The following is a 25,076-nucleotide window of genomic DNA, read 5'->3' on the forward strand; positions in this document are numbered from 1 at the left end:
AATTTTTCTGCCTGTGCAGAACTCGCAGAAGGGTCTTCTTCGTTGACGTCGTGTTAACGTTTCTGGCTTATAGCTTTGTCTGCAGTTGATATCAGCCACTACACTATTGGAGTACAGATTTTGTCCAGACTCGCCGAATTTCGCGCAGCAGAAAAAGCCCTTCAAGAGCAGCTGGCCCAGCTGGAATCCTTGAAGAATGACGCAGGCTTGAAGAAAGAAATCGAATTCGAAGAAAAGCTCAAAAAGCTGATGGACAGCTACGGCAAAAGTCTGCGCGATGTCATCGCCATTCTTGATCCAGCCCCGCGCAAGGCGGGTGCAACCATCGCCGCAGCGCCAAAGCAGCGCCGTGCACGGGTCGTCAAGGTTTACCACAACCCGCATACTGGTGAGCTGATCGAGACCAAAGGCGGCAACCACCGCGGCCTGAAAGCGTGGAAAGAAGAGTACGGCGCTGCCACGGTAGATTCCTGGCTGCGCGGTTAATCATCCCGCACTAAAAAAAGCCCCGCACATGCGGGGCTTTTTTGCAGTTGACGGTTCGAAAGCGAACTTAACCAGCCGTTCATTTTGTTCAAAACCACTAAAAAGGGTCGATTCAAAGTTTCAGGCTGTTGCGCACCGAACTGACTTCGTCTTTGCTCGCCTCGTAGGCTTGCGCCTGGCCCGCGTAAGAAAATACATAGGCCTTATCTGTATCCACTGCGCCGACTAATGTTTGTGACAACACGTGCCGTCCATTTTCGGTTATCACGCAAGTAGTCTCCAACGCTTCAAGGCGACTCAGTGTCGTAGGATGCATCTTGCTGCACACGCTTTGATAACCGCCCTGGGCGAAATCTTTCTGAATCGATTTGCGCATTTCCAGTAACACGCCTGGAAGATTAACTTTATGTCCGGTTTCAATTGGCGTGCCGGTCAACTCCATGACCATCAGGGTTGCGCCGTTTTCATCATTTTTGATCGCGCGCTGGCGAGACACTGTTTGAGCCTTCGCGGGGACTTCGTCGTCAGATATGACTTCTTCGACCTGCCAGCCGCTGGGCCAATGAATCTCCGGGTCGGCCGCCAATACGAACGGGCTCCCCAGCATCAGGCACAACGTACTCAACAGCGATTTACGAAACTCGATCATTATGAAAAACGCCCAGGGTTCAAGCCGCAAAGTTTGCGGCCCCGGACCCGCCGCTCGCAAGGGCCGCGTGCGTTTTTTCATTTGGCGCGGCAGGTAGCCCTTGCGTATCATGAGCCGGCAGCACGGATGCTTGCCGCACGCCAAGGGACCGCTTTGCCCCATTTTTTCTGGAGGGCCCATGAGCCTGCACGAACTGAACACCTTCCCGGGCGTCACTGCCCAACCTGACACCGCCACTGCAAATTTTGTGTTTAACCACACCATGTTGCGGGTCAAGGACATCACCAAATCGCTGGACTTCTACACCCGCGTGCTGGGTTTCTCCCTGGTTGAAAAACGCGACTTCCCGGAAGCCGAATTCAGCCTGTATTTCCTCGCCCTGGTGGACAAGGCCCAAATCCCGGCCGACGCCGCCGAGCGCACCCAGTGGATGAAATCGATTCCGGGCATCCTTGAGCTGACCCATAACCACGGCACCGAAAACGACGCCGACTTTGCCTATCACAACGGCAATACCGACCCGCGTGGCTTTGGCCATATCTGTATTTCGGTACCGGATATCGTCGCTGCGTGCGAGCGTTTCGAAGCGCTGGGCTGCGATTTCCAGAAGCGCCTGACGGATGGCCGCATGAAGAGCCTGGCCTTCATCAAGGACCCGGATGGTTACTGGGTCGAGATCATCCAGCCGGCGCCGATGTAACACGCGGCGCGTCTCGCGCAGTACGCAGGAATAAAAAAGCCCCATGATTGCTCATGGGGCTTTTTTGGTTTTTCGCGTGTCACTTATGCCGGGGCTGATGTGCGAATCAAGTGATCGAATGCACTCAGGGAGGCCTTGGCACCCTCGCCCACCGCAATGACGATCTGCTTGTAGGGCACGGTAGTGACGTCACCGGCCGCAAATACACCCGGCAGTGAAGTCTCGCCACGGGCATCCACGATGATCTCGCCGCGAGGCGTCAACTCCACCGTGCCTTTGAGCCAGTCGGTGTTGGGCAACAAACCGATCTGCACGAAGATACCTTCCAGGTCGATAGTCTTGAACTCACCACTGTCGCGATCCTTGTAGGCAAGGCCGGTGACTTTCTGACCATCGCCTTTGACTTCGCTGGTCAGCGCGCTGGTAATCACATCCACGTTCGGCAAGCTGTAAAGCTTGCGTTGCAGCACCGCATCGGCGCGCAACTTGCTGTCAAACTCAAGCAACGTGACATGGTTGACGATCCCGGCCAAATCAATAGCCGCTTCCACACCGGAGTTACCGCCGCCGATCACCGCAACGCGCTTGCCCTTGAACAGCGGCCCATCGCAGTGCGGGCAGAAGCACACGCCCTTGGCCTTGTATTCCTGCTCGCCCGGCACACCCATCTCTCTCCAGCGGGCGCCAGTGGCCAGGATAACGGTCTTGGACTTGAGGGTCGCACCGCTTTCGAAGCGAATCTCATGCAACTCACCGGCATTTTTCGCCGGCACCAGGCTGCTGGCGCGCTGCAGGTTCATGATGTCCACGTCGTACTGACGCACATGCGCTTCCAACGCACTGGCCAGTTTCGGCCCTTCGGTTTCCTGTACCGAGATAAAGTTCTCGATGGACATAGTGTCCAGCACCTGGCCACCAAAACGTTCAGCCGCTACACCGGTACGGATACCTTTACGGGCTGCGTAGATGGCCGCCGAGGAACCGGCTGGGCCGCCGCCGACAACCAATACATCGAACGCCTCTTTGGCACTGATTTTCTCGGCGGCTTTTTCGAGGCCGCTAGTGTCGAGCTTGGCAAGAATTTCTTCCAGGCCCATGCGGCCCTGGCCGAAGTTCACTCCATTCAAGTAGACACTGGGCACCGCCATGATCTGGCGTTCGTCGACTTCGGCCTGGAACAGCGCGCCGTCGATGGCCACATGACGGATATTGGGGTTCAGCACCGCCATCAGGTTCAGGGCCTGGACCACGTCCGGGCAGTTCTGGCACGACAGCGAAAAGTATGTCTCGAAGCTGAACTCACCTTTAAGGGCGCGGATCTGTTCAATCACTTCGACACTGGCCTTCGACGGGTGGCCACCGACTTGCAACAGAGCCAGCACCAGCGAAGTGAATTCATGGCCCATGGGGATGCCGGCGAAGCGCAGGCTGATATCGGCACCCGGGCGGTTGATGGAGAACGATGGCCTGCGCGCATCATCGCCATCGGTTTTCAGGGTAATCAGCGTGGTGAGGCTGATGACGTCCTGTAAAAGAGCAAGCATTTCCTGGGATTTCGCGCCGTCGTCGAGGGAGGCGACGATCTCGATCGGCTGGGTGACCCGTTCCAGGTATGACTTCAACTGAGCTTTAAGATTGGCGTCCAACATACGGGCGATTTCCTGTTCATTCGGTTTATTGCAGACAAAAAAACGCCCGAGCGAATCTCGCCCGGGCGTTTTGAGGGCGGATGCAGCTTACTTAAGTGCGGATTCCCGCCCTTGATACGTCTTCACAGACTTAGATCTTGCCGACCAGGTCCAGGGACGGAGCCAGAGTGGCCTCGCCTTCTTTCCACTTGGCTGGGCACACTTCGCCTGGGTGGGCAGCGACGTATTGAGCAGCCTTGATCTTGCGCAGCAGCTCGGAAGCATCACGGCCAACACCACCGTCGTTCAGTTCGACGATCTTGATCTGACCTTCCGGGTTGATCACGAAAGTACCGCGGTCAGCCAAGCCAGCTTCTTCGATCAGCACGTCAAAGTTGCGGGAGATGGTCAGGGTTGGGTCACCGATCATGGTGTACTGGATTTTGCCGATGGCTGGCGAAGTGTTGTGCCAGGCAGCGTGGGCAAAATGGGTGTCGGTGGACACGCTGTAGATTTCGACGCCCAGTTTCTGGAATTCGGCGTAGTTGTCAGCCAGGTCTTCCAGTTCGGTTGGGCAAACGAAGGTAAAGTCGGCTGGGTAGAAGAACACTACCGACCACTTGCCTTTCAGGTCAGCGTCGGTCACATCCAGGAAGCTGCCGTTTTTGAAAGCGGTGGCTTTAAACGGTTTTACTTGGCTGTTGATGATAGGCATCGTTGACTCTCCGTCAGGGGTTAAGAAGTTGATGAGATGAATCCTACCGACTCTTTCGGTCGATGGCCCATTGGCAAACCTGATGCTGATGATTGGCTTTCTCTATCAAGTGGCGGTATTAATAGAAGAAATTTCAAATCAACGGCTGGGTGGCCAGGGTCATGCCGAGAAACGGCGTCGCTTCAACATAGCGCATGGCGGATTTCATGTCGTTCCACCCGACGTAACTCATCAGCGACTTCAAGTCCCAGCCACTGCGATGGGCCCAGGTGGCAAAGCCGCGCCGCAGGGAGTGGCTGGTGTATTGCTCGGCGGGGATGCCTGCACGTTCCAGGGCCTGGCGCAATAATGGGATGACACTATTGGGATGCAGCCCCTCCTCGCCCAGGTTGCCCCAACGGTCGATGCCGCGAAAGACCGGGCCGCGAACCATCGCCGAGGCGCTGAGCCAGTCGCTGTAAGCTTGCACCGGGCACAGGCGCAGCAGCGCTGGCGTCTGGTACGTCTTGCCCAGGTTTTCCCGATCGCCTTTGCTACGCGGTAGGTACAGGCTGATCCCGGCGCCGGGCACAGCCTGGACGTGCTCAATGCTTAATCGGCACAGCTCATCACTGCGAAACCCCCGCCAAAAGCCCAGCAGGATCAGCGCAGTGTCACGCTTGGCGCGCAGCAATCGGGGCTGGTCCTGGTTTTCGCTGGCCTGGCTTGCTTCAAGCGCCAGTGAAGTGACGACCTGCTCAAGATGCTGTAGCTGCAAAGGCTCTGCCTGCCGCTCGCGCGCTGGATGCACGGCACGAATCCCCTTGAGCACCTTGCGCACCACGGGCGCTTTCGTCGGATCGGCAAAGCCCTGGCTGGTATGCCACTGCGCCAGTGCCGAAAGCCGCAGTTTCAAGGTGTTCACCGCCAACACTCCGGCGTGCGCCACCAGATAACGCGCCACGCTGTCGCTGGTGGCCGGCAGAAACCCTCCCCAACTCACTTCGAAGTGCTCGATCGCCGCACGGTAGCTGCGGCGCGTGTTGTCGCGGGTCGCAGCGTTGAGATATCGATCCAGCTCGCTCATGGGTGTCGTTTCGTACTGCCGTCAGGGGAAGTGGCGGTTAAAACCGTTATGACACGGGATAATACGCCAATATCCCATCTGTTGAATCATGAATTTCAACGATTTTTTATACGTGCTAAAGTATGTATATACATACCATGTACCACAGTACTAAATCGACGGAGACTCCATGGCTCGCGGCGGCATAAACAAAGCAGTAGTTCAAACGGCACGCTTGGCAATCCTTGCCCGCGGCGAAAACCCCAGCATCGACGCAGTACGGATCGAGATGGGTAATACCGGTTCCAAAACCACTATTCATCGCTATTTGAAGGAGCTGGACGAAAGTGAAACCCGGCTGACCATTACCGAGGCGCCGATTGACGACGAGCTAGGCGAGCTGGTTGCACGTCTGGCCCAGCGCCTGAAAGAGAAGGCTCAGGAGCCGATTGACTTGGCGCTGGCGCAATTTGAACAGCAGAAAACCGCCCTGCTCGCCCAGGTTGAGGCGCTTGAAGAGGCACACACTCAGCTCAAGCAGCAATTTGATATCCAGGCCGCAGCCCTGGCGGAAGAAAGCGCTGCGCTGCAAACCGTCAGCACCAGCCTGCAAACCGAGCAAACCCGTAACGCCGGGTTGAGCCAGGCGTGCAGTGATTACGAGTTGCGGATCAACGACAAGGACGAACAGATTCGCTCACTGGAAGAGAAACACCTGCACGCACGCGACGCGCTTGAGCATTACCGCAACGCGATAAAGGAACAGCGCGAGCAAGAGCAGCGTCGCCATGAAGGCCAGCTGCAGCAGGTTCAAGCCGAATTGCGCCAGGCTCAGCAAAGCGCACTCGTACGCCAGGATGAAATCACCCAACTGCATCGCGATAATGAACGCCTGCTGATTGAGCAGCGAGTGACCACCAAGGAACTGAACGCATTGCAGGATCAGACCCGCAAGGATCAGGCCGCACAACTCAAGCTCAATGAGCATCTGAGCAAGATCGACAGCGAGCGCGCCCTGCTTCAGGAGCGCCTGCGGGTTGCAGCACTGGACAGTCAGGCACGCCAGGAGGCGCTACTTGAAAATCAGCAGCGCAACAAGGCACTGGAACTGGACCTGATCAAGGCCCAGGCCAGCATCGACGCGCTGCGCCTGGCCGCCGCCGTTGCAACGGCGCCAGAGACAGCACAACCTTCCTGATCAATCGGCCACAGGCGTGCGCATGGTGACGAACTCTTCGGCCGCCGTCGGGTGCACGCCGATGGTCTCGTCGAAATGCTGTTTGGTCGCGCCCGCCTTGAGCGCGATCGCCAGCCCCTGCACGATTTCGCCTGCATCCGGACCGACCATGTGGCAGCCCAAGACCTTGTCGGTGTCGGCATCGACCACCAGCTTCATCAGGGTCTTTTCCTGGCAATCGGTCAAGGTCAGCTTCATCGGTCGGAAACGGCTTTCAAAGATCTGCACGTTGCGGCCTTGCTTGCGCGCGTCTTCTTCCGTCAGCCCGACGGTGCCGATATTCGGCAGGCTGAACACCGCCGTTGCGATGTTGGCGTAATCCACCGCACGGTACTGCTCAGGCTTGAACAGGCGCCGCGCCACGGCCATGCCTTCAGCCAGGGCGACCGGCGTCAGTTGCACCCGACCAATCACATCGCCAATGGCCAGGATCGATGGTTCGGCGGTCTGGTAAATATCGTCCACCTCAACGAAGCCGCGCTCGTCCAACTTCACACCGGTATTTTCCAGCCCCAGGTTGTCGAGCATCGGGCGGCGGCCGGTAGCATAGAACACACAGTCGGCTTCCAGCACGCGGCCATCCTTCAAGGTGGCCTTGAGGCTACCGTCGGCTTGCTTGTCGATGCGCTCGATATCGGCATTGAACTGCAGGTCCAGCCCGCGCTTGGTCAGTTCTTCCTTCAGGTGGGTGCGCACCGAACCGTCGAAGCCGCGCAAGAACAGGTCGCCGCGATACAGCAAGGTGGTGTTGGCACCCAAACCATGGAAAATTCCGGCGAATTCCACTGCAATGTAACCACCACCCACCACCAGTACGCGCTTGGGTAGCTCTTTAAGAAAGAACGCCTCATTGGAACCGATCGCGTGTTCATGCCCTGGAATTTCCGGGATCTGCGGCCAGCCGCCGGTAGCGATCAGGATGTGCCTGGCAGTAAAGCGCTCGCCGTTAATCTCTACCTGATGCGCATCTACCAGACGCGCATGGCCTTCATGCAGGGTCACCCCGCTGTTGACCAGCAGGTTGCGATAGATGCCATTAAGGCGGTTGATCTCGCGATCCTTGTTGGCAATCAGGGTTGCCCAGTCAAAGTTCGCTTCGCCCAATGACCAACCGAAACCACTGGCTTGCTCGAAGTCTTCGGCAAAATGCGCGCCGTACACCAACAGCTTTTTCGGCACGCAGCCGACGTTCACACAGGTGCCGCCCAGATAGCGGCTTTCCGCAACGGCCACCTTGGCACCGAAGCCTGCGGCAAAGCGCGCCGCACGAACACCGCCGGAACCGGCGCCAATTACATACAGGTCAAAATCGTAGGCCATTTCACTCTCCTCGGCAGAACACCAGCATACCGACTTACATGGGGCTGAAAAACGAAAAAGCCACCCGAAGGTGGCTTTCTCTTGAAACAGTGCGGCAAGCGTGAATCAGTAGGCCTTGCCAGTCTTGTAGAAGTGCTCGTAGCAGAAGTTGGTTGCTTCGATGTAGCCTTCGGCGCCACCGCAGTCAAAACGCTGCCCTTTGAACTTGTAGGCAATTACGCAACCGTCTTTGGCTTGCTTCAACAGTGCATCGGTGATCTGGATTTCGCCACCCTTGCCCGGCTCGGTTTCTTCGATCAGCTTGAAGATGTCCGGGGTGAGGATGTAACGACCGATGATCGCCAGGTTCGACGGAGCATCTTCCGGCGCTGGCTTCTCGACCATGTCACGCACGCGGATCAAGCCATCGCCAATATCGTCGCCGGCGATAACGCCATACTTGTTGGTTTCGGTTGGGTTGACTTCCATCACCGCAACGATGGTGCAGCGGTATTTCTGGTAGAGCTTGACCATCTGGGTCAGCACACCATCACCTTCCAGGTTCACACACAGGTCATCCGCCAGAACCACGGCGAACGGTTCGTCACCGATCAGCGGGCGACCGGTAAGGATAGCGTGGCCGAGGCCTTTCATTTGAGTCTGACGGGTGTAGGAGAACGAGCACTCGTCGAGCAATTTACGGATACCGACCAGGTATTTTTCCTTGTCGGTGCCTTTGATCTGGTTTTCCAGCTCATAGCTGATGTCGAAGTGGTCTTCCAGGGCGCGTTTGCCGCGGCCGGTAACGATGGAGATCTCGTTCAGGCCGGCATCCAGGGCTTCTTCCACACCGTACTGAATCAGTGGCTTGTTCACCACCGGCAGCATCTCTTTGGGCATGGCTTTGGTCGCTGGCAAGAAGCGAGTGCCGTAACCGGCTGCTGGGAACAAGCATTTCTTGATCATATGAGTCCTTACAAAGGGCTGTGCGTACGGAATTCGGCGCAGTCTAATCAGGCCGCAGTCACCTTACAATGGGTCCTGCTGGCGTTGCGATGTCATCATAGAGAAAAAATGTCGGCGTAAGTTCCGCTGATCTTGCAAAGGGGTTGCCCACGATCAGACGAAACACACCCGCCCCCCCTTTATTTAAAAGGGCTGCAATGGTTTTAGCACGCTTTTCGCCGCCTGGCACTGACCTGCAACAACTTGCGCCCCCCCCTAGCCGTTTGCCGGTATCATGGCCGCCTTGAATCAGACCACGAGATTGCCAATAGATGTCAGAACCCAAAGGTGTAAACGGCTACCTGATCACGCAGCGTGCAGACGGCTGGCACTTGATCAATTTTCACGGCGACAGCGTTGCCGGAACATTTGCGACCGAGAGCCAGGCGATTGCCGTAGCTGAAGTGTTTGTGGATGAAGCAGGCCACGCGTCGAGCAAACGTCCGAAAAACAAGTAAGCCTCGCCACACCGCCACAAAAAAGCCCCGGTCGACGGGGCTTTTTTTTGGACGCCTGTATTTGTCGGCGCCGTGCGACCTCTCCGCCCTCGACACTTAGTTGTTTCGCTTCGTAATTAACTATTGTTTTTTAGTTCGCGTAATCCCATTCTTACATCCGCAGCCCCAACTAACATATTCTTATTTATTAGAGTGTGGCTCATTTCCTACAGTCAAAATCAGCTTTTTGGCAAATCGCTATATCCTTCCTATATATCCTTACACCGTGTAGCTACACAACTAACGGAATGTGCCGACTTACTTTCTCATGGCAACACAGCACAATCACTTCTACTTCGAGCGTACCCGTGAATTGCAATACAACTAGTTGGAAACTGTGATTATTCAACAGCCGACTCGGCCGACGACTGGCCGGCGTTCCGGGAGCTACGTTTGGGGTGAAACAGTCAGTCCCGCTCGCAATGGTGACGGGGCTCTTCAATGACATTTTTATGCGGGCATCTGCAAATGAAAACCAAGTTCAAAACTGCGCTGTTTACCCTCGGGCTGTTCGCGGGCTCGATTTCTGGAGCTAACGCGGCAGATGGGACCATTACCTTTCTGGGATCGGTCCACTCGGGGGCCTGCTCCATCAAGCCTGAATCCGTAGATCAGAGCGTTCACCTGGGCGCAATCGCAAAGCATCAATTGCAGGCAGGCGGAAAGTCTGAAGCCCGCCGTGTGCTGATAGAGCTTGAAGGCTGTGACCTGGCGGGCCTCACCGACAACACCGTGACCACAACCTTTACCGCGGCGCCGTCAACCGACGTCCCTGGGGCGATCGGCACCGTCGGTAGTGCAGGCCGCGTGGGCATCATGATGACCCATGGCGGCAGCCCTGTTCAGCTCGGTGTGGCGACGGTGCCCCAGGCCATTTCTACCGGTGATAACACCCTGGAGTTCGGCGCCTATGTTCAAGGCGCTGCTACCGGCGACATCGTCCCGGGCGATTTCAGTGCAGTCACTAATTTCACCTTGGCTTATCAGTAAGTTTTCCCCCCGCCACTTTCGGTGGCGGGGGGCTGGTGGAGATAGCGGTGAAAACATTCATAAGTCTAGCGATCACCTCGTCGCTGGCGATGCTCATCAGCCCTTACGTTTTTGCGCAGACGCTTGCACAGGGCGAGGGTGTGGTCACGCTGGGCGGAGAAGTCGTTGACTCGGCTTGCGGGTTGGAGCTGACCAGTGCTGATCAATCCATTGAAATGACGCCCGAACCCATAGGTCGGCTTTTACGCAATGCGTTGGGAGAGCCTCACCCTTTCGAGTTGCGCCTGGTCAATTGCTCGCTGACCCGTCCCGACCCGCATCGCCCAGGGGCGACGTTGCCTGATTGGCAACATCTGCGCGTCACGTTTGACGGCCCTCGCGACAGAGAAGGCCGCTCCTTTGCCGCCTTTGGTGATTCACAGGGGATCGCCTTCCATATTTGGGATTCGGCCGGCCAGGAGAGTGTTCCGGGTGAGCAGATGGCGCCGCACCCCTTGGCGGAAGGTGACATGACACTTCACTACACGCTGCGGCTGGTGGGTAACGGGCTGCCGCTGGCACCTGGCGCACATCGCGTCGCCGTGCGGTTCAAGTTGGAATACTTTTGAACATTGATGGGTTGCTTTCATGCTGAATGCGTCGAAGATCAAAAACAAGCTGCGTCCGAGTCTGGTTGGCGGGCTGATGTCACTGGCAGGAACTGCATGGGCCGGCGGTGATATCGAATTCAATACGGACGTTCTTGATCTCAATGATCGCACCAATATCGATTTGTCTCGATTTGCACGCAGCGGGTTCATTTTGCCCGGCACCTACACGATGCTTGTACAGATAAATGGCCAGCCTGTTTCCGAGCAATCGGTGGCATTTTACCCGCCCGAGGATGACCCCAAAGGAAGCCAGGCGTGTTTGTCAGTTGACCTGGTGGAACAACTGGGCCTGAAGGCATCCGAAGCGGCCAGCCTGACCTGGTGGAAAGGTAGCGAGTGCCTGGACATTCACAGCCTGCCAGGTACGGAGGTCAGCGCGGATCTGGCGACCTCCACGCTGAGCATCAACCTCCCCCACGCCTACCTTGAATACAGCGCGATCAATTGGGACCCACCCGCACGCTGGGATGAAGGGGTGCCAGGGCTTTTGATTGACTACAACATGACGGCGCAGTCCAACGCTCAAAAAAACGAGCGTACCCGCAATCACCTCAGTGGTAATGGCACCGTGGGTGCCAATGCCGGGGCTTGGCGCCTGCGGGCCGATTGGCAGGGGCGTGTCGACAGCGCGAGGGACAGATCTGCCGGGGAGCAAAAACTGGAATGGAGTCGTTACTACGCTTATCGCGCGATACCTGCGCTGAAGGCGCGCCTGTTGGTGGGAGAGAACTACCTGTATTCGGATCTGTTTGACAGCTTCCGTTTTACCGGGGCGGCGCTCAACTCGGACGAAAGCCAGTTGCCACCTAATTTGCGCGGTTACGCCCCTGAAGTGGTCGGGGTGGCCAAAACCAATGCCAGGGTGGTAGTCAGCCAACAAGGACGCGTGCTGTATGAAACCCTGGTGGCAGCCGGCCCATTTCGCATTCAGGATCTTAATGATGCCGTCGCCGGTACGCTGGATGTGCGCGTCGAGGAGCAGGACGGCTCGGTGCAGACTTTCAAGCTCAACACTGCTGGTGTGCCCTACCTCACGCGCCCCGGGCAGGTTCGATACAAACTGGCAACTGGTCGCCCTTCCAGTCTTCAGTACGGCGCTGACGGTAATCTCTTTGGCACGGGCGAGTTTTCGTGGGGGGTCAGCAACGGCTGGTCGCTGTTTGGCGGCGCTATAACGGATAAGTACTACCGGGCGGCAACGATTGGGGCGGGACGTGACCTTTTGGCTTTGGGCGCCCTCTCGCTGGATGTTACCCAGTCCCACGCCAACGTGTGGAATGAAACGCTGTCCGGTAAATCCTTGCGCCTGCAATATTCCAAGAACTTTGAACAATACGACAGCCAAGTAACCTTTGCCGGCTACCGGTTCTCCGACAAGAACTTCTTGAGCATGAGTGAATACTTGGATGCTCGTCACTACGGAATGAACGGCGAACTGGCTGGGCGCGAAAAATACGATGAGCACGGTCAATACACGGGTGGATGGAAGCCTGTGGGTGGCAGCAAGGCGCTTTATACAGCCACTGTAAATAAGCAGTTTCGAGACTTGGGCGCCACTGTCTACGCCAGTTACAACAAACAAACTTATTGGACCCGACCGGCGACTCAACGCTGGAACTTGACGCTGTCACGTTATCTCAATATTGGCACCGTCAAAAACATGAGCCTGTCTTTGAACGTGTACCGCACTCAGGATTACAACTATAAGGATAACGGTATGGCGCTGACGGTCAGTGTGCCACTGGGGCGCAGCGGCACACTATCGTTGGACGCTAACAGAACCGCGGGCAAAAACGGGTTTTCAACCCGCTACAGTGATCGCATTGATGAGCGCAACAGTTACCAACTCAGTGCGAGCGACAATTCGGCCAGCGGCTATCTGAGCCATGCGGGTGACCAGGCTGACTTGACGCTTGCTGCCAGTCGGCAGCAAGGCAACTACACCAGCCTCAGCATGTCAGCTCGCGGCGGTGGCACGCTCACGCCTCACGGGGCAGCGCTGCATCGTACCAACAGCATGGGCGGGACCCGCCTGATGGTCGATACCGGCGGTGTTGCTGATGTGCCGGTGCGCGGTTACGGCACGCCAACCCGCAGTAATGCGTTTGGCAAGGCCGTCATTTCCGATTTGAGCAGCTACCAGCGTACGGCCGCCAGTGTCGACCTGGAACGCTTGCCGAGCAATGTCGAAGCCACCCAGTCGGTCACCCAACTGACGCTCACGGAAGGGGCCATCGGTTATCGCGCCCTGGAACTCATTTCCGGTGAGAAAGCCATGGCTGTCCTGCGTCTGCCGGATGGCAGTGCGCCGCCCTTCGGTGCAATGGTCAAAAACACAAAACAGCAGGACACCGGGATTGTGAATGACGGCGGCAATGTGTACCTGAGCGGTATCCAGCCAGGCGAGCAGATGGTCGTCAGTTGGAGCGGCCGCGAGCAATGCACCCTCACCTTACCCGTCGTTTTGCCTGCGGATGGCCTGACCAATGCACTGCAACTGGACTGCCGGATGGCAGTCACCGATCAACCCTTGTCCGCGCCGGCAGAGCTGACCGGCAAGCACACCGCCCCGGAGACTACATCATCATGACATTGAACATACGCATCACACTCTCGACCCTCACACTGCTGGCGCTCAGCCTGAGCCAAAACGCCACCGCAGCGATTGGCCTGGACCGTACCCGGGTGATTTTTGATGGCGGCAAGGATGCCACCAGCGTGAGCATCACCAATAACAACACTCAGCTGCCTTATCTGGCCCAAGGCTGGATCGAGGATGAGCAAGGCCAGAAGATCACCACACCCTTGATCGTGTTGCCACCGGTGCAGCGCGTAGAACCCGGCAAACAAAGCCAAGTGAAGGTCCAGGCGTTACCGGCAGCCAAGTCCCTGCCCCAAGACCGGGAGACGGTCTATTACTTCAACCTGCGGGAAATTCCACCTCGCACCGATAAGGCCAACACGTTGCAAATCGCGTTGCAGACCCGTATCAAATTGTTCTACCGACCACAAGCCATCGCGCCCAGCCAACAAGAAGTTTCCAACCCCTGGCAGGAGCGACTGACCCTTACCCGGCAAGGCGAACGTTATCAAGTCAATAACCCGACGCCTTACTACGTGACGCTGGTGGACGCACGTAGCAGCAAGGACGGCAAGACCGTCGCGGGCTTCGAGCCGCTGATGGTCCCGCCCAAAGGTGCGGTGACGTTAGGCCCGACGGTCAAAGCCCTCGGTTCCACGCCTCATCTTGCCTACGTCAATGATTACGGCGCACGCCCACTGCTGGCCTTCTCCTGCAGCGGTGAGACTTGCAAGGTGAACCTGCAAGCAGCACCGCCTAACCAGTAAGTCTGCCGCCGGAGTAAGCCATGAAACCGCACTATATGAAGGTACTGAGCGGCCTGTTACTGGCCTGTTGGGGGAGTGCGCAGGCCGCGGATGTCGAGGGTATGAATGGCGTGCTGAATATTTCCGGGTCCATGCATGAAACACCTTGCAGCCTGGAAATGAACTCGCTGCATCAAACCATTGACCTGGGCGTGGTATCCACCAGCCAGTTACGCCGGCCCGGCGATCAGGCAAACCAGGTGGCGTTCCAGTTGCGCTTTACCGATTGCAATCGCACCGCCGGCAGCATCCGCAGTGAACGCACCGGCAATCTTACGTGGAGTGCCTTTCAGCCGGTGCTATCGGTCGCATTCCTTGCGCCTGCGGATGCCGATGATTCACGGCTGGTCAAAGTGCAAGGCATCACCGGGATGGGCCTGCAGCTGACCGACTCGCTTGGGCGGGATGTACAACTGGGATCGAGGGGCGAACCGCTGTTCTTGCCCCTGGGCGGCAACACCAAAACCTGGAACGTCCGGCCCACTCGCACCTCCGCGCCACTGTCCAGCGGGGCATTCCGCGCCGTGGTGGATTTCAGGCTCAATTATGAGTAAGAGCAGAGCAATGGCTAAATCAAACGGTTCGTGGGCTGTATTTATCGCGAGCAACCTGCTATTGGCGCTCAGCCAGGGGGTTCAGGCCGATACCAACCTGACCATCCGAGCGGTCATCATCGCGCCGCCCCCGTGTGTCATCAACAGCGGAAGCACGCTCAACGTGCCTTTTGGCAATGACCTGCTGACCTCTCGGATTGACGGCGTCAACTACCGTCGAGATGTGCCCTACACCGTCACCTGCGCCTCCCCTTTCAGCAATGCGTTGACACTGGAACTCAAGGGCACGAGTGCCGCGTTTGACAATCGCGTGCTCGTGACCCGCAAACCGGATCTTGGCGTGAAGCTGTTCGTCAATGGCGCTGATTGGCCCTTGAACACGGCGGTGAACTTTACCTATCCCAACGTTCCGGTGGTGCAGGCAGTACCGGTCAAACGCGCAGGCAGCACCTTGACCGGTGGAACATTCGATGCGGCAGCCACTCTGGTGGTGGATTACCAATGAAATCGATCACCGATAAAGAGAACCGAGCCATGACCCTTTGGCCGCAGAGAGCGCTGCTCGCCTTGTGTTCCATCGGCCTTTGCAGTGGTGCATCAGCCAACCTGACTTTCAGCGGCACGCTGAATGAGCCGCCGCCTTGCACCATCGATGCCGGCAACACGATTGAAGTCGATTTTGGTGACGTCGGGATAAAGCGCGTCGACGGTGTGAGGTACCGCCAGGGCGTCGGCTACACCATTAGCTGTGGCACCGACACCCTGCCATGGGAGCTGAAGTTGAGCGTCAACGGTACCGCCACATCGTTTGACGGTTCAGCCGTACAGACCAGCGTGCCGGAGCTGGGCATTCGGGTTTTCCAGAATAACCAGCCGTTTCCACTCAACACACCCCTGGACATCATCCTGTCGTCACCGCCCGTACTGGAAGTGGTACCGGTCAAACAGCCGGGGGCAACCCTGGCGCCCGCAAGGTTTACGGCGGTGGCCACGCTGTTGGCCGAATACCAGTAGGAGTCGAATCAATGGGACACAAGCGCCATACAGCTTGGCCGTCTACTGCGCTGATACTGGCCCTGGGCCTGATCGGCGAGGGACAAGCAGCGGACAATCTGAGCTTCAAGGGCAACCTGGTTCAGGAGGCTTGCACGCTGCGTCCTGGTGACGATGCCGTCACGTTGGAACTCTGGGACGTCACCAGCAAACACCTCTATATCAACACACGCTCACAGGGCAAAGATTTCAGGCTGCACCTGGAGAACTGCGACACCACGGTTGGCTCCACCGTCACCATCACGTTTGGCGGCAGGGAAAATGCCGCGCTGCCCGGAATGCTCGCGCTGGACGCAGGAAGTGGCGCCTCGGGTATCGGGGTTGGCATAGAGACGCCGAGCAACAAGCCACTGCCGTTGAACACCGTCAGTGATGCGCAGGTGTTGAGTGACGGCAGCAATGTGATCGCGCTTAAAGCCTTTGTGCAGGGCGAGCCGCAGGCCATCAGTGACCAGACCATCGGGCAAGGCGTGTACAGGGTGACCTCTACTTTTACGTTGGACTATCCGTAGCCGCTCCTCGGCAGAGAACGGCATGGACAAACCCTTAACTCTCTTCCGGACGGTTTCAGCACGGGGCTGTATACCTGCGCAGCGACCTGCGGACAGAGGAGCAATGAGAGATCAAAAATGAAACAACTCTATGGAGCTATAGTGCTTCTCGTGCTGCTGAGTAGTGTCACCACGACCGTGCGAGCAGCGGATTGCCGCGTTAATGGCGGACCATGGCAATACGTAGGCGACGGCGGAATTCTTAACCTGCAGGTCCCCGTCAACGTTAGTCTCGGCTCGGACAGCACCCGTATCATTCTTGAAGGCGCGTGGCTGGACTGCCGATTTACCTTCTGGGCTGCTCACCCTACGCGCATAGACTTTTGGGGAACAGCGGCGCCAGCCGGCCCTCCCTGGGTGCCCGGTCCGAAATTTTCCAACCAAGGTACCGGCTTACGCATAAACGGCGCGTTTTATAACACTCCAGTGCCGTTTAACATCCGGATCGCGACCATGCCTAATAACGGTGCGGCGTATCCCATCAGTGTGGCCCCCTATATCTTGCTGCGAAACGATCCGAGCAACCCTATCGAGGTTCAAAGAGGGGATGTCCTGGGCATGCTGAATCTCTACCAAACGAACAATTACAGTTCGGGAACTACGAGGCTCGTACTCACGTACACCGCCGCGAACAACTTCGGCGTCTCCCCATCGACTTGCACGATCAACAATAACAACCCGATCGAGATCAACTTCGGCGACGTAAACCAGCGGGCGATCGGCAGCGATCCACTGACCACGCCCATTCGCACCAACCGCAGGCTAAGCTACTCATGCCCGAATAGCGGAATTACCACGCCGATAACCATCACCTACAAAGGCATCCCGTCGTCGTTTGATAATCGGCTCCTGACAATGACCAACCCCAACGTAGGTACCGCCCTTGTACGTGCAGGCTCTGCGGTTCGAGTCAACGGTTCATTCCTGACCCAAATTACCAACAGTGTAGGAGGCGATGATGTGACGTTTTCGCTGGTGGGACAAGCGGGCTCGCTCCCTGCAGCTGGGGCAATCAGCGGGAGCGGCGTGCTGGTGATGGGAGTGCCCTGACGGCCACCAACAGCTGACTTACGCTAACCAAAGGTGCGCAAGCGCAGTACTTGCAACGGCGACTGCACACCAGGTGGCAGTTCGCTATAATCCGCGCCAACGCCCCACGATAGTGTCAGCGCCCTCTACCCTCTCGACGAAGACCTTTTATGAAAAAAATCCTGGCACTGACTGCGGTACTAGCACTTGCCGGCTGCACGACCGCTTCCGACACTTTGCTGAAAAATGGCGAACAAGGCTTGACTATCGACTGCTCGGGCGAGGCCAACTCATGGGCCAGTTGCTACGAGAAAGCTGACGCCTCTTGTGCCGGCACCGGTTACCGCATCGTCGGCACCAACGGCACGCCAGCCCTCAAGGACAGCGACAAGACCCTGGGCCAGGACGTAGGCAATTTCAAGGGCCGCAGTGTGGTGGTGGTGTGCAAGTAAACCGCCGGGCTACAGATGCACTTCGGCAAACTTGATACCCAGGCCGCGCAAGATTTCGATGAGGTCATCCAGGCGTGCAAATGATTCGACCTCGTCCTGATCGTCTACCAGGAAGTAACTGCGGCCGCCGCTTTTCTTGAAGAATACGATCCACTCGCCCAGATCGGCGGGGTTCTGGATGACATGGGTCGCCGAAATCTGACCTTCGGCCTGACGGGCTTTGACGTGTTCTCGTTTCATAACGGGCTTTCCAGAAAGAACAAATGCCGCTCGAACCCAAGGTTTGAGCGGCATCTTTATAGTGAATGCACGATAGTTTAACGGATGCCCTGCCCGATCAGCACGGACACATAGGCAAAAAAAGCCCCAATCCTGCAGGATCGGGGCTTTTTATCGGATTCAGTGCGTAGGGTGAGACGCCTTGCCAGCGCAACCAGACTCAGCCGGAAATGCACTCTTCCCCAGCTTTCTTCACGTCGCCCGGCCGGATCGGCACGTTGGACATGCTTTCATAGAGCTTGATACTGCTACCACTGGAGCGGTCTTCGATTTCGAAGATCGCAGAAGGGTCCGCCGAAAACTTCTGCGGCACGATGACCTGGATACCGTCTTTATGGGGTTCGATCTGTGGCGGCCGACGGGTCGCCTCCAGTTTGCGCACAACACACGCCGCATATTCCTGCGGTTTCTTCCCTGAGATGACCACCAACGTTGGCGGGGTCTGCTTGATATCTGCAACCGAAGCACACCCAGCAATTGCCAAGGCCAGCACCAACACACTCCACTTCATACTAAAACCTCCGATAAAGACCCTACGACAGCGGGGATGGTAAATTTCTCCCAGCAACGTAGGATTTATCTCTGATAACACGGTAAATAACTGTTTTTAATTGTCGAAGTCGTCGACGACGGCCCGATAATAAACGCGCTGGGGCTGATAAACTCCATCTTAACCTACGTATCGTTCTGATTTTTCAGAAAAAGCCCTTCTGGAGACACCCGCATGAAATTCATTCACCAGCGTGAGCACCTCAACGAGGGAGACATTGTCGTTATCGAATGCTCACAGACCTGCAACATCCGCTTGATGAGCGATGCGAACTTTCGCAGCTTCAAAAATGGCGGGCGCCATACCTACCACGGCGGTGCATTCGATAAATTCCCGGCCAAGATCACTGCACCCAGCACCGGCTTCTGGAACATCACCCTTGATGTGGTGACCCGTCGCGCCATCAGCGTGACCCGCAAGCCTGCGCTGTCCCACAAGATCCGCATCGTTCGCCGCACCAGCACCAAGCTGAGCTGAACCAGCAACTGACAGGAAAAAAGCAGTGACCCCTACGACCAAATACGTCATCAAGTACAAGCTCAACGGCGAACGCCGCTTCGAATTTGCCCAGTTGCAAAGCAACAGCGTCGAAGAAGCCAAGCAAGCCCTGGCGGAAAGTCACGATGCCAGCGACGTAATTACCGACATCACCGTGAGCAAGGCGCTGTAAGTCATGCCGGGCCCTACTGCCGATTTGTTCGCCGATGATGCCCTGCAACAACCTGCCGGGCGCGAGCAGATCGGTGAAGAGTCCTACGTTCTAAGGGGCTATGCCCTGCCCTGGATTGAGCGGCTGCTACCTGAGTTGCGGCGCGTGCTGGCCCAGTCCCCCTTTCGGCAAATGGTCACGCCCGGTGGCTTTACCATGTCGGCAGCGCTGAGCAGTTGCGGCGAACTGGGCTGGACCACCGATACCCGCGGCTATCGCTACAGCCCACTCGACCCGCGCAACCAGCAACCCTGGCCGGCCATGCCGGATGCGTTGCGCCAACTGGCCATGGCGGCGGCAACCGAGGCCGGCTTCCGCGACTTTCTGCCTGACGCCTGCCTGATCAACCGTTACGTGCCTGGGGCAAAGATGTCTCTGCACCAGGACAAGAACGAGCGCAGCTACAGCGCGCCGGTGGTCTCGGTGTCCCTTGGCCTGCCGGCGATTTTCCTGTTCGGCGGCCATGAGCGCAGTGACAAAACGCAAAAAGTCTCGCTGTTCCATGGCGATGTGGTGGTGTGGGGCGGGGTTGATCGCCTGCGCTTTCATGGGGTGATGCCGATCAAGGCCGGCGAGCATCCGGTCATGGGGGCACAGCGCATCAACCTGACCTTTCGCACCGCCGGCTAATTTGACCGCAAGCTTCGGAGTTTTACCGGTGGGCGACCCGCTTAATCTGCCCCTGAACCGTCTGGAGTGCAGGCCATGAACAACGAACACGATCCGCGCTGGGCCGCCATCATTGCCCGCGATGCCAAGGCAGATGCCCTGTTTGTCTACGGCGTGAAAACCACGGGCGTGTATTGCCGCCCCAGCAGTGCTTCGCGTTTGCCACGCCCTGAGAATATCGAGTTCTTCGACACACCGGCCCAGGCCGAAGCCGCGGGTTATCGTGCCAGCAAACGCGCTACGGGCGATCAGACTCAACTGGCGGCTTACCATGCGCAGTTAGTCGCCGACGCCTGCCGGCTGATCGAACAGGCTGAAACGCCCCCGAGCCTGGATGTACTGGCAAGCCAGGCCGGGTTGAGCCCGTTCCACTTCCACCGTGTGTTCAAGGCCGGCACCGGCTTGACCCCCAAGCGCTACGCCAGCGCCCTGCGCTCACGCAAGGTCCGCGACGGCCTCAAGGGGCAGCAGTCGGTGACAGACGCCCTGTATGACGCAGGCTTTAACGCCAACAGCCGTTTTTATGAAGCGGCTGACCAGCTACTCGGCATGAAACCCAAGGACTACAAAGGCGGCGGCGTCAATAACACCATTCGCTTTGCCGTTGGCCAATGCTCGCTGGGCGCAATTCTGGTGGCGCAGAGTCAGCGTGGCGTGTGTGCGATTTTGCTCGGGGATGATCCGGATAAACTGGTGCGCGACCTGCAAGATCAGTTTCCCAAGGCAGAGTTGGTTGGCGCGGATCAGGATTTCGAACAACTGGTCGCCCAGGTGGTGGGCTTTGTCGAAGCCCCTGCCCTGGGCCTGGATCTGCCTCTGGACCTGCGCGGCACTGCCTTTCAGGAACGGGTATGGCAGGCATTGCGCGAAATCCCGGTAGGAAGTACCGCCAGCTATGCCCAGATAGCCGAGCACATCGGTGCGCCCACCGCCTTTCGCGCCGTGGCCCAGGCCTGTGGTGCCAACCACCTGGCGGTGGCGATTCCCTGTCATCGTGTGGTACGCAGCAATGGCGAACTGTCGGGGTACCGCTGGGGGGTGGAGCGCAAACGTGAGCTGCTGAAGCGCGAAACCCCCTCTTCATAAAATGCCATTCTCGTCCAGTGAATAAAACAGAGTGGCCCGGAGCCAACGGCCCTGCTAAAACAGCGAAATGCCCTACTAACGCTGGAGACGCATCCCATGAGCACCTGGCCAGACACCCGTATTCTCGACCTGCTGGGCATCGACGTGCCGATCATCCAGGCGCCAATGGCCGGCGCGACGACCACCGCCATGGTCATCGCTGCCCAACGCGCGGGGGCGCTGGGTTCCATGCCTGCCGCAGCGCTGAGTATCGAGCAACTGCGTGAAGCGGTCACTGTCATCCGCCAGGCCAGTACACGGCCGTTGAATCTGAACTTCTTCTGCCATCAGCCGCCTGTGGCCGATGAAGAGCGTGACCGCCATTGGAAGGATGTGCTGCAACCCTACTATCACGAACTTGGTGCCGATTTTGATGCGCCCACCCCCGTGTCCAATCGCGCACCGTTCAACGACGCGGCGTGCCAGTTGGTGGAACAACTGCGCCCGGAAGTCGTGAGCTTTCATTTTGGTCTGCCGGAAAAGTCCTTGCTCGATCGGGTAAAAGCCACGGGCGCCAAAGTGCTGTCATCGGCCACCACCGTTGAGGAAGCAATCTGGCTGGAAAAACACGGCTGCGACGCAATTATTGCCATGGGCATTGAAGCCGGTGGGCACCGTGGCCTATTCGTCAGCGATGACCTGAACAGCCAGATCGGGTTGATGGCACTGGTGCCGCAAGTGGTCGACGCGGTCAGCGTGCCGGTGATTGCCGCAGGCGGCATCGGTGATGCGCGTGGCATCGTCGCGGCCCTTGCCCTGGGCGCCTCGGCAGTCCAGATCGGCACGGCGTACCTGTTCACGCCCGAAGCCAGCATCACCGCCTCTCACCACCACGCGCTGCGCCATGCCCAGGCCAGTGAGACGGCACTGACCAACCTCTTCACCGGCCGCCCGGCGCGGGGCATCGTCAACCGCGTGATGCGGGAGCTCGGCCCGATCAACCCGAGCGCCCCGGCATTCCCCAAAGCCGGAGGTGCGTTAATGCCGCTCAAGGCCAAGGATGAAGCAGGTTTCAGCAACCTGTGGGCGGGCCAGGCACTGGGGCTTGGCAAAGACCTGTCCACTTATGACCTGACGCGTCAATTGTCCGAGCAGGCATTGACCGGACTCGCGCGCCACTGACATCAGCGGCAACTTTGCACTGTACCGGCAATGGCCAACCGCTATATATTCCCATACATAGCGGTAGAGCCTTCTACCTGAACGCCCCGTACAGCCCAAGGAGTCGCTTCACGATGAACCGTATCTCGCGCCTGGCCCCCCTGCTTGCCGTGTTCGTGCTGGGTTCGGCCCATGCCGATGAAGTGCAGGTGGCCGTGGCCGCCAACTTCACCGCGCCGATCCAGGCAATTGCCGTCGACTTCGAGAAAGACACTGGTCATAAACTGGTCGCGGCTTACGGTGCTACCGGGCAGTTCTACACCCAGATCAAGAACGGCGCGCCGTTCGAGGTGTTCCTCAGCGCCGATGACACTACCCCGCAGAAGCTCGAAAGCGAAGGCCAGACGGTCAAGGGGTCGCGCTTTACCTACGCCGTCGGCACCCTTGCGCTGTGGTCGGCAACAGCAGGCTACGTGGACGCCAAAGGTGAAGTGCTCAAGCACAATCAATTCAAGCACCTGTCCATCGCCAACCCCAAAGCCGCGCCCTATGGCCTGGCCGCCACCCAGGTACTGGCCAAGCAAGGTTTGACCGCGAAGGTCAAGGACAAGCTCGTCGAAGGCCAGAACATCACCCAGGCCTATCAGTTCGTGTCCACCGGGAATGCCGAGCTGGGCTTTGTCGCCTTGTCGCAGATCTATAAAGACGGCAAAGTCACCAGCGGTTCGGCGTGGATTGTTCCGGCATCGATGCATGACCCGATCAAACAGGACGCCGTGATCCTCAACAAAGGCAAGGACAGCGCCGCTGCCAAGGCGCTGGTTGAGTACCTGAAAGGCCCGAAAGCCGCTGCCATCATCAAATCCCACGGCTACGAGCTGTAAATGCCCCTGTCGAGTGCTGACTTTTCCGCGATCTGGTTGACCATCAAACTGGCGTCACTGACTACTGTGATCCTGTTGATCATCGGCACTCCGATAGCCCTGTGGCTGTCGCGCACCACCTCATGGTGGCGCGGCCCCATCGGCGCAGTGGTCGCATTACCGTTGGTGCTGCCGCCAACGGTCATCGGTTTCTACTTGCTGTTGACGATGGGCCCCAACGGTTACTTCGGCCAGTTCACCCAATGGCTGGGCCTGGGCACGCTTACATTCAGTTTTGCCGGGCTGGTGATCGGCTCGGTGATCTATTCCATGCCGTTCGTGGTGCAGCCGTTGCAGAACGCCTTTTCCGCCATCGGCACACGCCCATTGGAAGTAGCCGCGACCTTGCGCGCCAATCCGTGGGACACGTTTTTTACAGTGATCCTGCCCCTGGCACGTCCGGGTTTTATCACCGCGTCGATCCTCGGCTTTGCCCATACCGTCGGCGAGTTCGGCGTGGTGTTGATGATCGGCGGCAATATCCCGGACAAGACCCGAGTAGTCTCGGTGCAAATATACGACCACGTCGAAGCCATGGAATATGCCCAGGCCCATTGGTTGGCCGGCGCCATGGTGGTGTTCGCGTTCCTCGTATTGCTGGCGTTGTACTCCAGCCGCAAAACCGGGATGGGCTGGAGCTGATCGTGGATGATTGATATACGTCTGAACTTGAAATATTCCGCCTTCGCGCTGGACGTGGACCTGCAATTGCCGGGGCGTGGGGTGACCGCGTTATATGGGCAGTCCGGCTCCGGCAAGACCACTTGCCTGCGCTGTATCGCCGGCTTGGAGCGCGCCGAGGAGGGTTTTGTACAGATCAATGATGAGGTCTGGCAAGACAGCCGCAACGGGCTGTTCGTACCACCGCATAAACGTGCCTTGGGGTATGTATTCCAAGAGGCAAGCCTGTTTGCTCACCTGTCGGTGCGGGCCAATCTGGAGTTCGGCCTCAAGCGCATCCCGCGCGCGCAACGGCGTGTGGATATGGCCCAGGCCACCGAGCTGCTGGGCATCGGTCACCTGCTTGAGCGTCACCCACAACACCTGTCCGGGGGCGAGCGTCAGCGCATCGGTATCGCCAGGGCCTTGCTCACCAGCCCCAGGCTGTTACTGATGGATGAACCGCTGGCCGCCTTGGACAGCAAACGCAAGAACGAGATCCTGCCGTACCTGGAGCGCCTGCACGACGAGCTGGATATCCCGGTGCTCTACGTCAGCCATGCCCAGGATGAAGTCGCGCGCCTGGCCGACCATATCGTCCTGCTCAGCGACGGCAAGGCCCTGGCCAGCGGCCCCATCGGCGAAACCCTGGCGCGCCTCGATTTGCCCCTGGCCCTGGGCGACGATGCCGGCGTGGTGATCGCCGGCAGCGTCATTGCCTACGACGCGCACTATCAGTTGCTCACCCTGCAACTGCCTGACTGCCTATTGCAGATTCGCGTGGCCCATGCGCCGGTGGCGGTGGGTAAACCGTTGCGGGTCAAGATCCAGGCACGGGATGTGAGCCTCAACCTGCAAGCGGACGAACACAGCAGCATCCTCAATCGTTTGCCCGTGACCGTCATCCAGGACATGGGGGCGGATAACAGCGCCCATGTCCTGGTACGCCTGGATGCCGGCGGCACACCATTGCTGGCACGTATCACGCGTTTCTCCCGCGACCAGCTGCAACTGCATCCGGGCCAGGTGCTGTGGGCGCAAATCAAGGCGGTGGCGGTGCTGGCTTAAGCAATTGGCACGACCGCAAAACGCTGCGGTCAATCAGACATACCGGCCTGATTTGTTGCCAAGGA

30 protein-coding genes are annotated in these 25,076 nt (G+C 58.1%); 22 read left to right on the plus strand and 8 right to left on the minus strand.

Annotated elements, in window-relative coordinates; all coding sequences use genetic code 11:
* Positions 1-120 precede the first annotated feature (120 nt).
* A complete protein-coding gene (locus tag J1G33_RS15120) occupies positions 121-486 on the plus strand; it encodes a histone-like nucleoid-structuring protein, MvaT/MvaU family (RefSeq protein ID WP_032875443.1) in 366 nt (121 codons plus the stop codon).
* Between the two features lie 112 nt (positions 487-598).
* Here J1G33_RS15120 and J1G33_RS15125 read toward each other — a convergent pair whose 3' ends face one another.
* A complete protein-coding gene (locus J1G33_RS15125) occupies positions 599-1,135 on the minus strand; it encodes a DUF4946 domain-containing protein (protein WP_223018387.1) in 537 nt (178 codons plus the stop codon).
* 178 nt (positions 1,136-1,313) lie between these two features.
* Between J1G33_RS15125 and gloA the strand changes: the two genes are divergently transcribed.
* The gene (gene gloA / locus J1G33_RS15130) at positions 1,314-1,835 is read left to right on the plus strand and encodes a lactoylglutathione lyase (protein ID WP_005788230.1); all 522 of its coding nucleotides are present in this window, start codon (positions 1,314-1,316) and stop codon (positions 1,833-1,835) included.
* An 83-nt stretch (positions 1,836-1,918) separates the two neighbouring features.
* Here gloA and ahpF read toward each other — a convergent pair whose 3' ends face one another.
* The 3 genes from ahpF to J1G33_RS15145 all read right to left on the minus strand — a co-directional run bounded on the left by ahpF (position 1,919) and on the right by J1G33_RS15145 (position 5,244).
* The gene (gene ahpF, locus J1G33_RS15135) at positions 1,919-3,484 is read right to left on the minus strand and encodes an alkyl hydroperoxide reductase subunit F (RefSeq protein WP_032875448.1); all 1,566 of its coding nucleotides are present in this window, start codon (positions 3,482-3,484) and stop codon (positions 1,919-1,921) included.
* Positions 3,485-3,614: 130 nt separating this feature from the next.
* Positions 3,615-4,178, minus strand: coding sequence for an alkyl hydroperoxide reductase subunit C (gene ahpC / locus J1G33_RS15140; RefSeq protein ID WP_005788226.1), 564 nt, complete (start codon positions 4,176-4,178; stop codon positions 3,615-3,617).
* 133 nt (positions 4,179-4,311) lie between these two features.
* Complete coding sequence (locus J1G33_RS15145) at positions 4,312-5,244, minus strand: site-specific integrase (protein WP_223018337.1); 933 nt, start codon at positions 5,242-5,244, stop codon at positions 4,312-4,314.
* A 169-nt stretch (positions 5,245-5,413) separates the two neighbouring features.
* Between J1G33_RS15145 and J1G33_RS15150 the strand changes: the two genes are divergently transcribed.
* Positions 5,414-6,421: a DNA-binding protein gene (locus tag J1G33_RS15150; RefSeq protein ID WP_032875454.1), complete on the plus strand. Its 1,008-nt coding sequence runs from the start codon at positions 5,414-5,416 to the stop codon at positions 6,419-6,421.
* Here the strand turns inward: J1G33_RS15150 and gorA are convergent, their stop codons facing one another.
* Positions 6,422-7,780 (minus strand): glutathione-disulfide reductase, encoded by a 1,359-nt coding sequence (gene gorA / locus J1G33_RS15155; protein ID WP_032875457.1) that lies wholly within the window; start codon positions 7,778-7,780, stop codon positions 6,422-6,424.
* Positions 7,781-7,885: 105 nt separating this feature from the next.
* Entirely contained in the window at positions 7,886-8,725 is an 840-nt protein-coding gene (galU, locus tag J1G33_RS15160; protein ID WP_003173830.1) for a UTP--glucose-1-phosphate uridylyltransferase GalU, read from the minus strand.
* A 311-nt stretch (positions 8,726-9,036) separates the two neighbouring features.
* On the opposite strand from galU, the gene J1G33_RS15165 reads away from it, so the two are divergent.
* The 11 genes from J1G33_RS15165 to J1G33_RS15215 all read left to right on the plus strand — a co-directional run bounded on the left by J1G33_RS15165 (position 9,037) and on the right by J1G33_RS15215 (position 17,927).
* On the plus strand, positions 9,037-9,222 hold the full coding sequence (locus J1G33_RS15165) for a hypothetical protein (RefSeq protein WP_032875460.1): 186 nt from the start codon (positions 9,037-9,039) through the stop codon (positions 9,220-9,222).
* 507 nt (positions 9,223-9,729) lie between these two features.
* Complete coding sequence (locus J1G33_RS15170) at positions 9,730-10,251, plus strand: fimbrial protein (protein ID WP_032875466.1); 522 nt, start codon at positions 9,730-9,732, stop codon at positions 10,249-10,251.
* A gap of 47 nt (positions 10,252-10,298) precedes the next feature.
* Positions 10,299-10,859, plus strand: coding sequence for a fimbrial protein (locus J1G33_RS15175; protein ID WP_032875469.1), 561 nt, complete (start codon positions 10,299-10,301; stop codon positions 10,857-10,859).
* A gap of 19 nt (positions 10,860-10,878) precedes the next feature.
* The gene (locus tag J1G33_RS15180) at positions 10,879-13,491 is read left to right on the plus strand and encodes an outer membrane usher protein (RefSeq protein ID WP_223018338.1); all 2,613 of its coding nucleotides are present in this window, start codon (positions 10,879-10,881) and stop codon (positions 13,489-13,491) included.
* Positions 13,488-14,249, plus strand: a complete 762-nt coding sequence (locus J1G33_RS15185; protein WP_103735141.1) for a fimbria/pilus periplasmic chaperone — start codon at positions 13,488-13,490, stop codon at positions 14,247-14,249. The genes J1G33_RS15180 and J1G33_RS15185 overlap by 4 nt, the downstream gene beginning before the upstream one ends.
* A 20-nt stretch (positions 14,250-14,269) precedes the next feature.
* On the plus strand, positions 14,270-14,842 hold the full coding sequence (locus J1G33_RS15190) for a fimbrial protein (protein ID WP_032875475.1): 573 nt from the start codon (positions 14,270-14,272) through the stop codon (positions 14,840-14,842).
* 10 nt (positions 14,843-14,852) lie between these two features.
* On the plus strand, positions 14,853-15,347 hold the full coding sequence (locus J1G33_RS15195) for a fimbrial protein (protein WP_032875478.1): 495 nt from the start codon (positions 14,853-14,855) through the stop codon (positions 15,345-15,347).
* A gap of 29 nt (positions 15,348-15,376) precedes the next feature.
* Complete coding sequence (locus J1G33_RS15200) at positions 15,377-15,856, plus strand: fimbrial protein (protein WP_032880956.1); 480 nt, start codon at positions 15,377-15,379, stop codon at positions 15,854-15,856.
* Between the two features lie 11 nt (positions 15,857-15,867).
* Entirely contained in the window at positions 15,868-16,407 is a 540-nt protein-coding gene (locus J1G33_RS15205) for a fimbrial protein (RefSeq protein ID WP_103735139.1), read from the plus strand.
* Between the two features lie 117 nt (positions 16,408-16,524).
* Positions 16,525-17,496: a fimbrial protein gene (locus J1G33_RS15210; protein ID WP_032875484.1), complete on the plus strand. Its 972-nt coding sequence runs from the start codon at positions 16,525-16,527 to the stop codon at positions 17,494-17,496.
* A 149-nt stretch (positions 17,497-17,645) separates the two neighbouring features.
* Complete coding sequence (locus J1G33_RS15215) at positions 17,646-17,927, plus strand: hypothetical protein (protein WP_032875487.1); 282 nt, start codon at positions 17,646-17,648, stop codon at positions 17,925-17,927.
* 9 nt (positions 17,928-17,936) lie between these two features.
* Here J1G33_RS15215 and J1G33_RS15220 read toward each other — a convergent pair whose 3' ends face one another.
* Positions 17,937-18,167, minus strand: a complete 231-nt coding sequence (locus tag J1G33_RS15220) for a hypothetical protein (protein WP_032875489.1) — start codon at positions 18,165-18,167, stop codon at positions 17,937-17,939.
* Between the two features lie 199 nt (positions 18,168-18,366).
* Positions 18,367-18,717 (minus strand): hypothetical protein, encoded by a 351-nt coding sequence (locus J1G33_RS15225; RefSeq protein WP_005788197.1) that lies wholly within the window; start codon positions 18,715-18,717, stop codon positions 18,367-18,369.
* A 213-nt stretch (positions 18,718-18,930) separates the two neighbouring features.
* On the opposite strand from J1G33_RS15225, the gene J1G33_RS15230 reads away from it, so the two are divergent.
* From J1G33_RS15230 to modC, 8 genes are all read left to right on the plus strand, one after another.
* Positions 18,931-19,233: a DUF1883 domain-containing protein gene (locus J1G33_RS15230; protein ID WP_003173824.1), complete on the plus strand. Its 303-nt coding sequence runs from the start codon at positions 18,931-18,933 to the stop codon at positions 19,231-19,233.
* A 25-nt stretch (positions 19,234-19,258) separates the two neighbouring features.
* Positions 19,259-19,426, plus strand: coding sequence for a hypothetical protein (locus J1G33_RS15235; protein ID WP_164699482.1), 168 nt, complete (start codon positions 19,259-19,261; stop codon positions 19,424-19,426).
* A 3-nt stretch (positions 19,427-19,429) separates the two neighbouring features.
* Entirely contained in the window at positions 19,430-20,095 is a 666-nt protein-coding gene (gene alkB / locus J1G33_RS15240; RefSeq protein ID WP_032875491.1) for a DNA oxidative demethylase AlkB, read from the plus strand.
* A 75-nt stretch (positions 20,096-20,170) separates the two neighbouring features.
* Positions 20,171-21,220 (plus strand): bifunctional DNA-binding transcriptional regulator/O6-methylguanine-DNA methyltransferase Ada, encoded by a 1,050-nt coding sequence (ada, locus tag J1G33_RS15245; protein WP_032875492.1) that lies wholly within the window; start codon positions 20,171-20,173, stop codon positions 21,218-21,220.
* 96 nt (positions 21,221-21,316) lie between these two features.
* Positions 21,317-22,381: a nitronate monooxygenase gene (locus J1G33_RS15250; protein WP_223018339.1), complete on the plus strand. Its 1,065-nt coding sequence runs from the start codon at positions 21,317-21,319 to the stop codon at positions 22,379-22,381.
* Positions 22,382-22,494: 113 nt separating this feature from the next.
* Complete coding sequence (modA, locus tag J1G33_RS15255) at positions 22,495-23,244, plus strand: molybdate ABC transporter substrate-binding protein (RefSeq protein ID WP_223018340.1); 750 nt, start codon at positions 22,495-22,497, stop codon at positions 23,242-23,244.
* Positions 23,245-23,925 (plus strand): molybdate ABC transporter permease subunit, encoded by a 681-nt coding sequence (gene modB / locus J1G33_RS15260; RefSeq protein WP_223018341.1) that lies wholly within the window; start codon positions 23,245-23,247, stop codon positions 23,923-23,925.
* A 6-nt stretch (positions 23,926-23,931) separates the two neighbouring features.
* The gene (gene modC / locus J1G33_RS15265) at positions 23,932-25,011 is read left to right on the plus strand and encodes a molybdenum ABC transporter ATP-binding protein (protein WP_223018342.1); all 1,080 of its coding nucleotides are present in this window, start codon (positions 23,932-23,934) and stop codon (positions 25,009-25,011) included.
* The last annotated feature ends 65 nt before the right edge of the window (positions 25,012-25,076 follow it).

Origin of the sequence: Pseudomonas sp. P867, from assembly GCF_019891455.1 — a bacterium.
Taxonomy (GTDB): Bacteria; Pseudomonadota; Gammaproteobacteria; order Pseudomonadales; family Pseudomonadaceae; genus Aquipseudomonas; species Aquipseudomonas synxantha_A.

What these genes read in the sequence shown, in the direction of transcription:
- J1G33_RS15125 (WP_223018387.1), bottom strand. Translation starts at nt 1,135, where the DNA reads ATGATCGAGTTTCGTAAATCGCTGTTGAGTACGTTGTGCCTGATGCTG.
- gloA (WP_005788230.1), top strand. Translation starts at nt 1,314, where the DNA reads ATGAGCCTGCACGAACTGAACACCTTCCCGGGCGTCACTGCCCAACCT.
- ahpF (WP_032875448.1), bottom strand. Translation starts at nt 3,484, where the DNA reads ATGTTGGACGCCAATCTTAAAGCTCAGTTGAAGTCATACCTGGAACGG.
- ahpC (WP_005788226.1), bottom strand. Translation starts at nt 4,178, where the DNA reads ATGCCTATCATCAACAGCCAAGTAAAACCGTTTAAAGCCACCGCTTTC.
- J1G33_RS15145 (WP_223018337.1), bottom strand. Translation starts at nt 5,244, where the DNA reads ATGAGCGAGCTGGATCGATATCTCAACGCTGCGACCCGCGACAACACG.
- J1G33_RS15150 (WP_032875454.1), top strand. Translation starts at nt 5,414, where the DNA reads ATGGCTCGCGGCGGCATAAACAAAGCAGTAGTTCAAACGGCACGCTTG.
- gorA (WP_032875457.1), bottom strand. Translation starts at nt 7,780, where the DNA reads ATGGCCTACGATTTTGACCTGTATGTAATTGGCGCCGGTTCCGGCGGT.
- galU (WP_003173830.1), bottom strand. Translation starts at nt 8,725, where the DNA reads ATGATCAAGAAATGCTTGTTCCCAGCAGCCGGTTACGGCACTCGCTTC.
- J1G33_RS15165 (WP_032875460.1), top strand. Translation starts at nt 9,037, where the DNA reads ATGTCAGAACCCAAAGGTGTAAACGGCTACCTGATCACGCAGCGTGCA.
- J1G33_RS15170 (WP_032875466.1), top strand. Translation starts at nt 9,730, where the DNA reads ATGAAAACCAAGTTCAAAACTGCGCTGTTTACCCTCGGGCTGTTCGCG.
- J1G33_RS15180 (WP_223018338.1), top strand. Translation starts at nt 10,879, where the DNA reads ATGCTGAATGCGTCGAAGATCAAAAACAAGCTGCGTCCGAGTCTGGTT.
- J1G33_RS15185 (WP_103735141.1), top strand. Translation starts at nt 13,488, where the DNA reads ATGACATTGAACATACGCATCACACTCTCGACCCTCACACTGCTGGCG.
- J1G33_RS15190 (WP_032875475.1), top strand. Translation starts at nt 14,270, where the DNA reads ATGAAACCGCACTATATGAAGGTACTGAGCGGCCTGTTACTGGCCTGT.
- J1G33_RS15195 (WP_032875478.1), top strand. Translation starts at nt 14,853, where the DNA reads ATGGCTAAATCAAACGGTTCGTGGGCTGTATTTATCGCGAGCAACCTG.
- J1G33_RS15200 (WP_032880956.1), top strand. Translation starts at nt 15,377, where the DNA reads ATGACCCTTTGGCCGCAGAGAGCGCTGCTCGCCTTGTGTTCCATCGGC.
- J1G33_RS15205 (WP_103735139.1), top strand. Translation starts at nt 15,868, where the DNA reads ATGGGACACAAGCGCCATACAGCTTGGCCGTCTACTGCGCTGATACTG.
- J1G33_RS15210 (WP_032875484.1), top strand. Translation starts at nt 16,525, where the DNA reads ATGAAACAACTCTATGGAGCTATAGTGCTTCTCGTGCTGCTGAGTAGT.
- J1G33_RS15215 (WP_032875487.1), top strand. Translation starts at nt 17,646, where the DNA reads ATGAAAAAAATCCTGGCACTGACTGCGGTACTAGCACTTGCCGGCTGC.
- J1G33_RS15220 (WP_032875489.1), bottom strand. Translation starts at nt 18,167, where the DNA reads ATGAAACGAGAACACGTCAAAGCCCGTCAGGCCGAAGGTCAGATTTCG.
- J1G33_RS15225 (WP_005788197.1), bottom strand. Translation starts at nt 18,717, where the DNA reads ATGAAGTGGAGTGTGTTGGTGCTGGCCTTGGCAATTGCTGGGTGTGCT.
- J1G33_RS15230 (WP_003173824.1), top strand. Translation starts at nt 18,931, where the DNA reads ATGAAATTCATTCACCAGCGTGAGCACCTCAACGAGGGAGACATTGTC.
- alkB (WP_032875491.1), top strand. Translation starts at nt 19,430, where the DNA reads ATGCCGGGCCCTACTGCCGATTTGTTCGCCGATGATGCCCTGCAACAA.
- ada (WP_032875492.1), top strand. Translation starts at nt 20,171, where the DNA reads ATGAACAACGAACACGATCCGCGCTGGGCCGCCATCATTGCCCGCGAT.
- J1G33_RS15250 (WP_223018339.1), top strand. Translation starts at nt 21,317, where the DNA reads ATGAGCACCTGGCCAGACACCCGTATTCTCGACCTGCTGGGCATCGAC.
- modA (WP_223018340.1), top strand. Translation starts at nt 22,495, where the DNA reads ATGAACCGTATCTCGCGCCTGGCCCCCCTGCTTGCCGTGTTCGTGCTG.
- modB (WP_223018341.1), top strand. Translation starts at nt 23,245, where the DNA reads ATGCCCCTGTCGAGTGCTGACTTTTCCGCGATCTGGTTGACCATCAAA.
- modC (WP_223018342.1), top strand. Translation starts at nt 23,932, where the DNA reads ATGATTGATATACGTCTGAACTTGAAATATTCCGCCTTCGCGCTGGAC.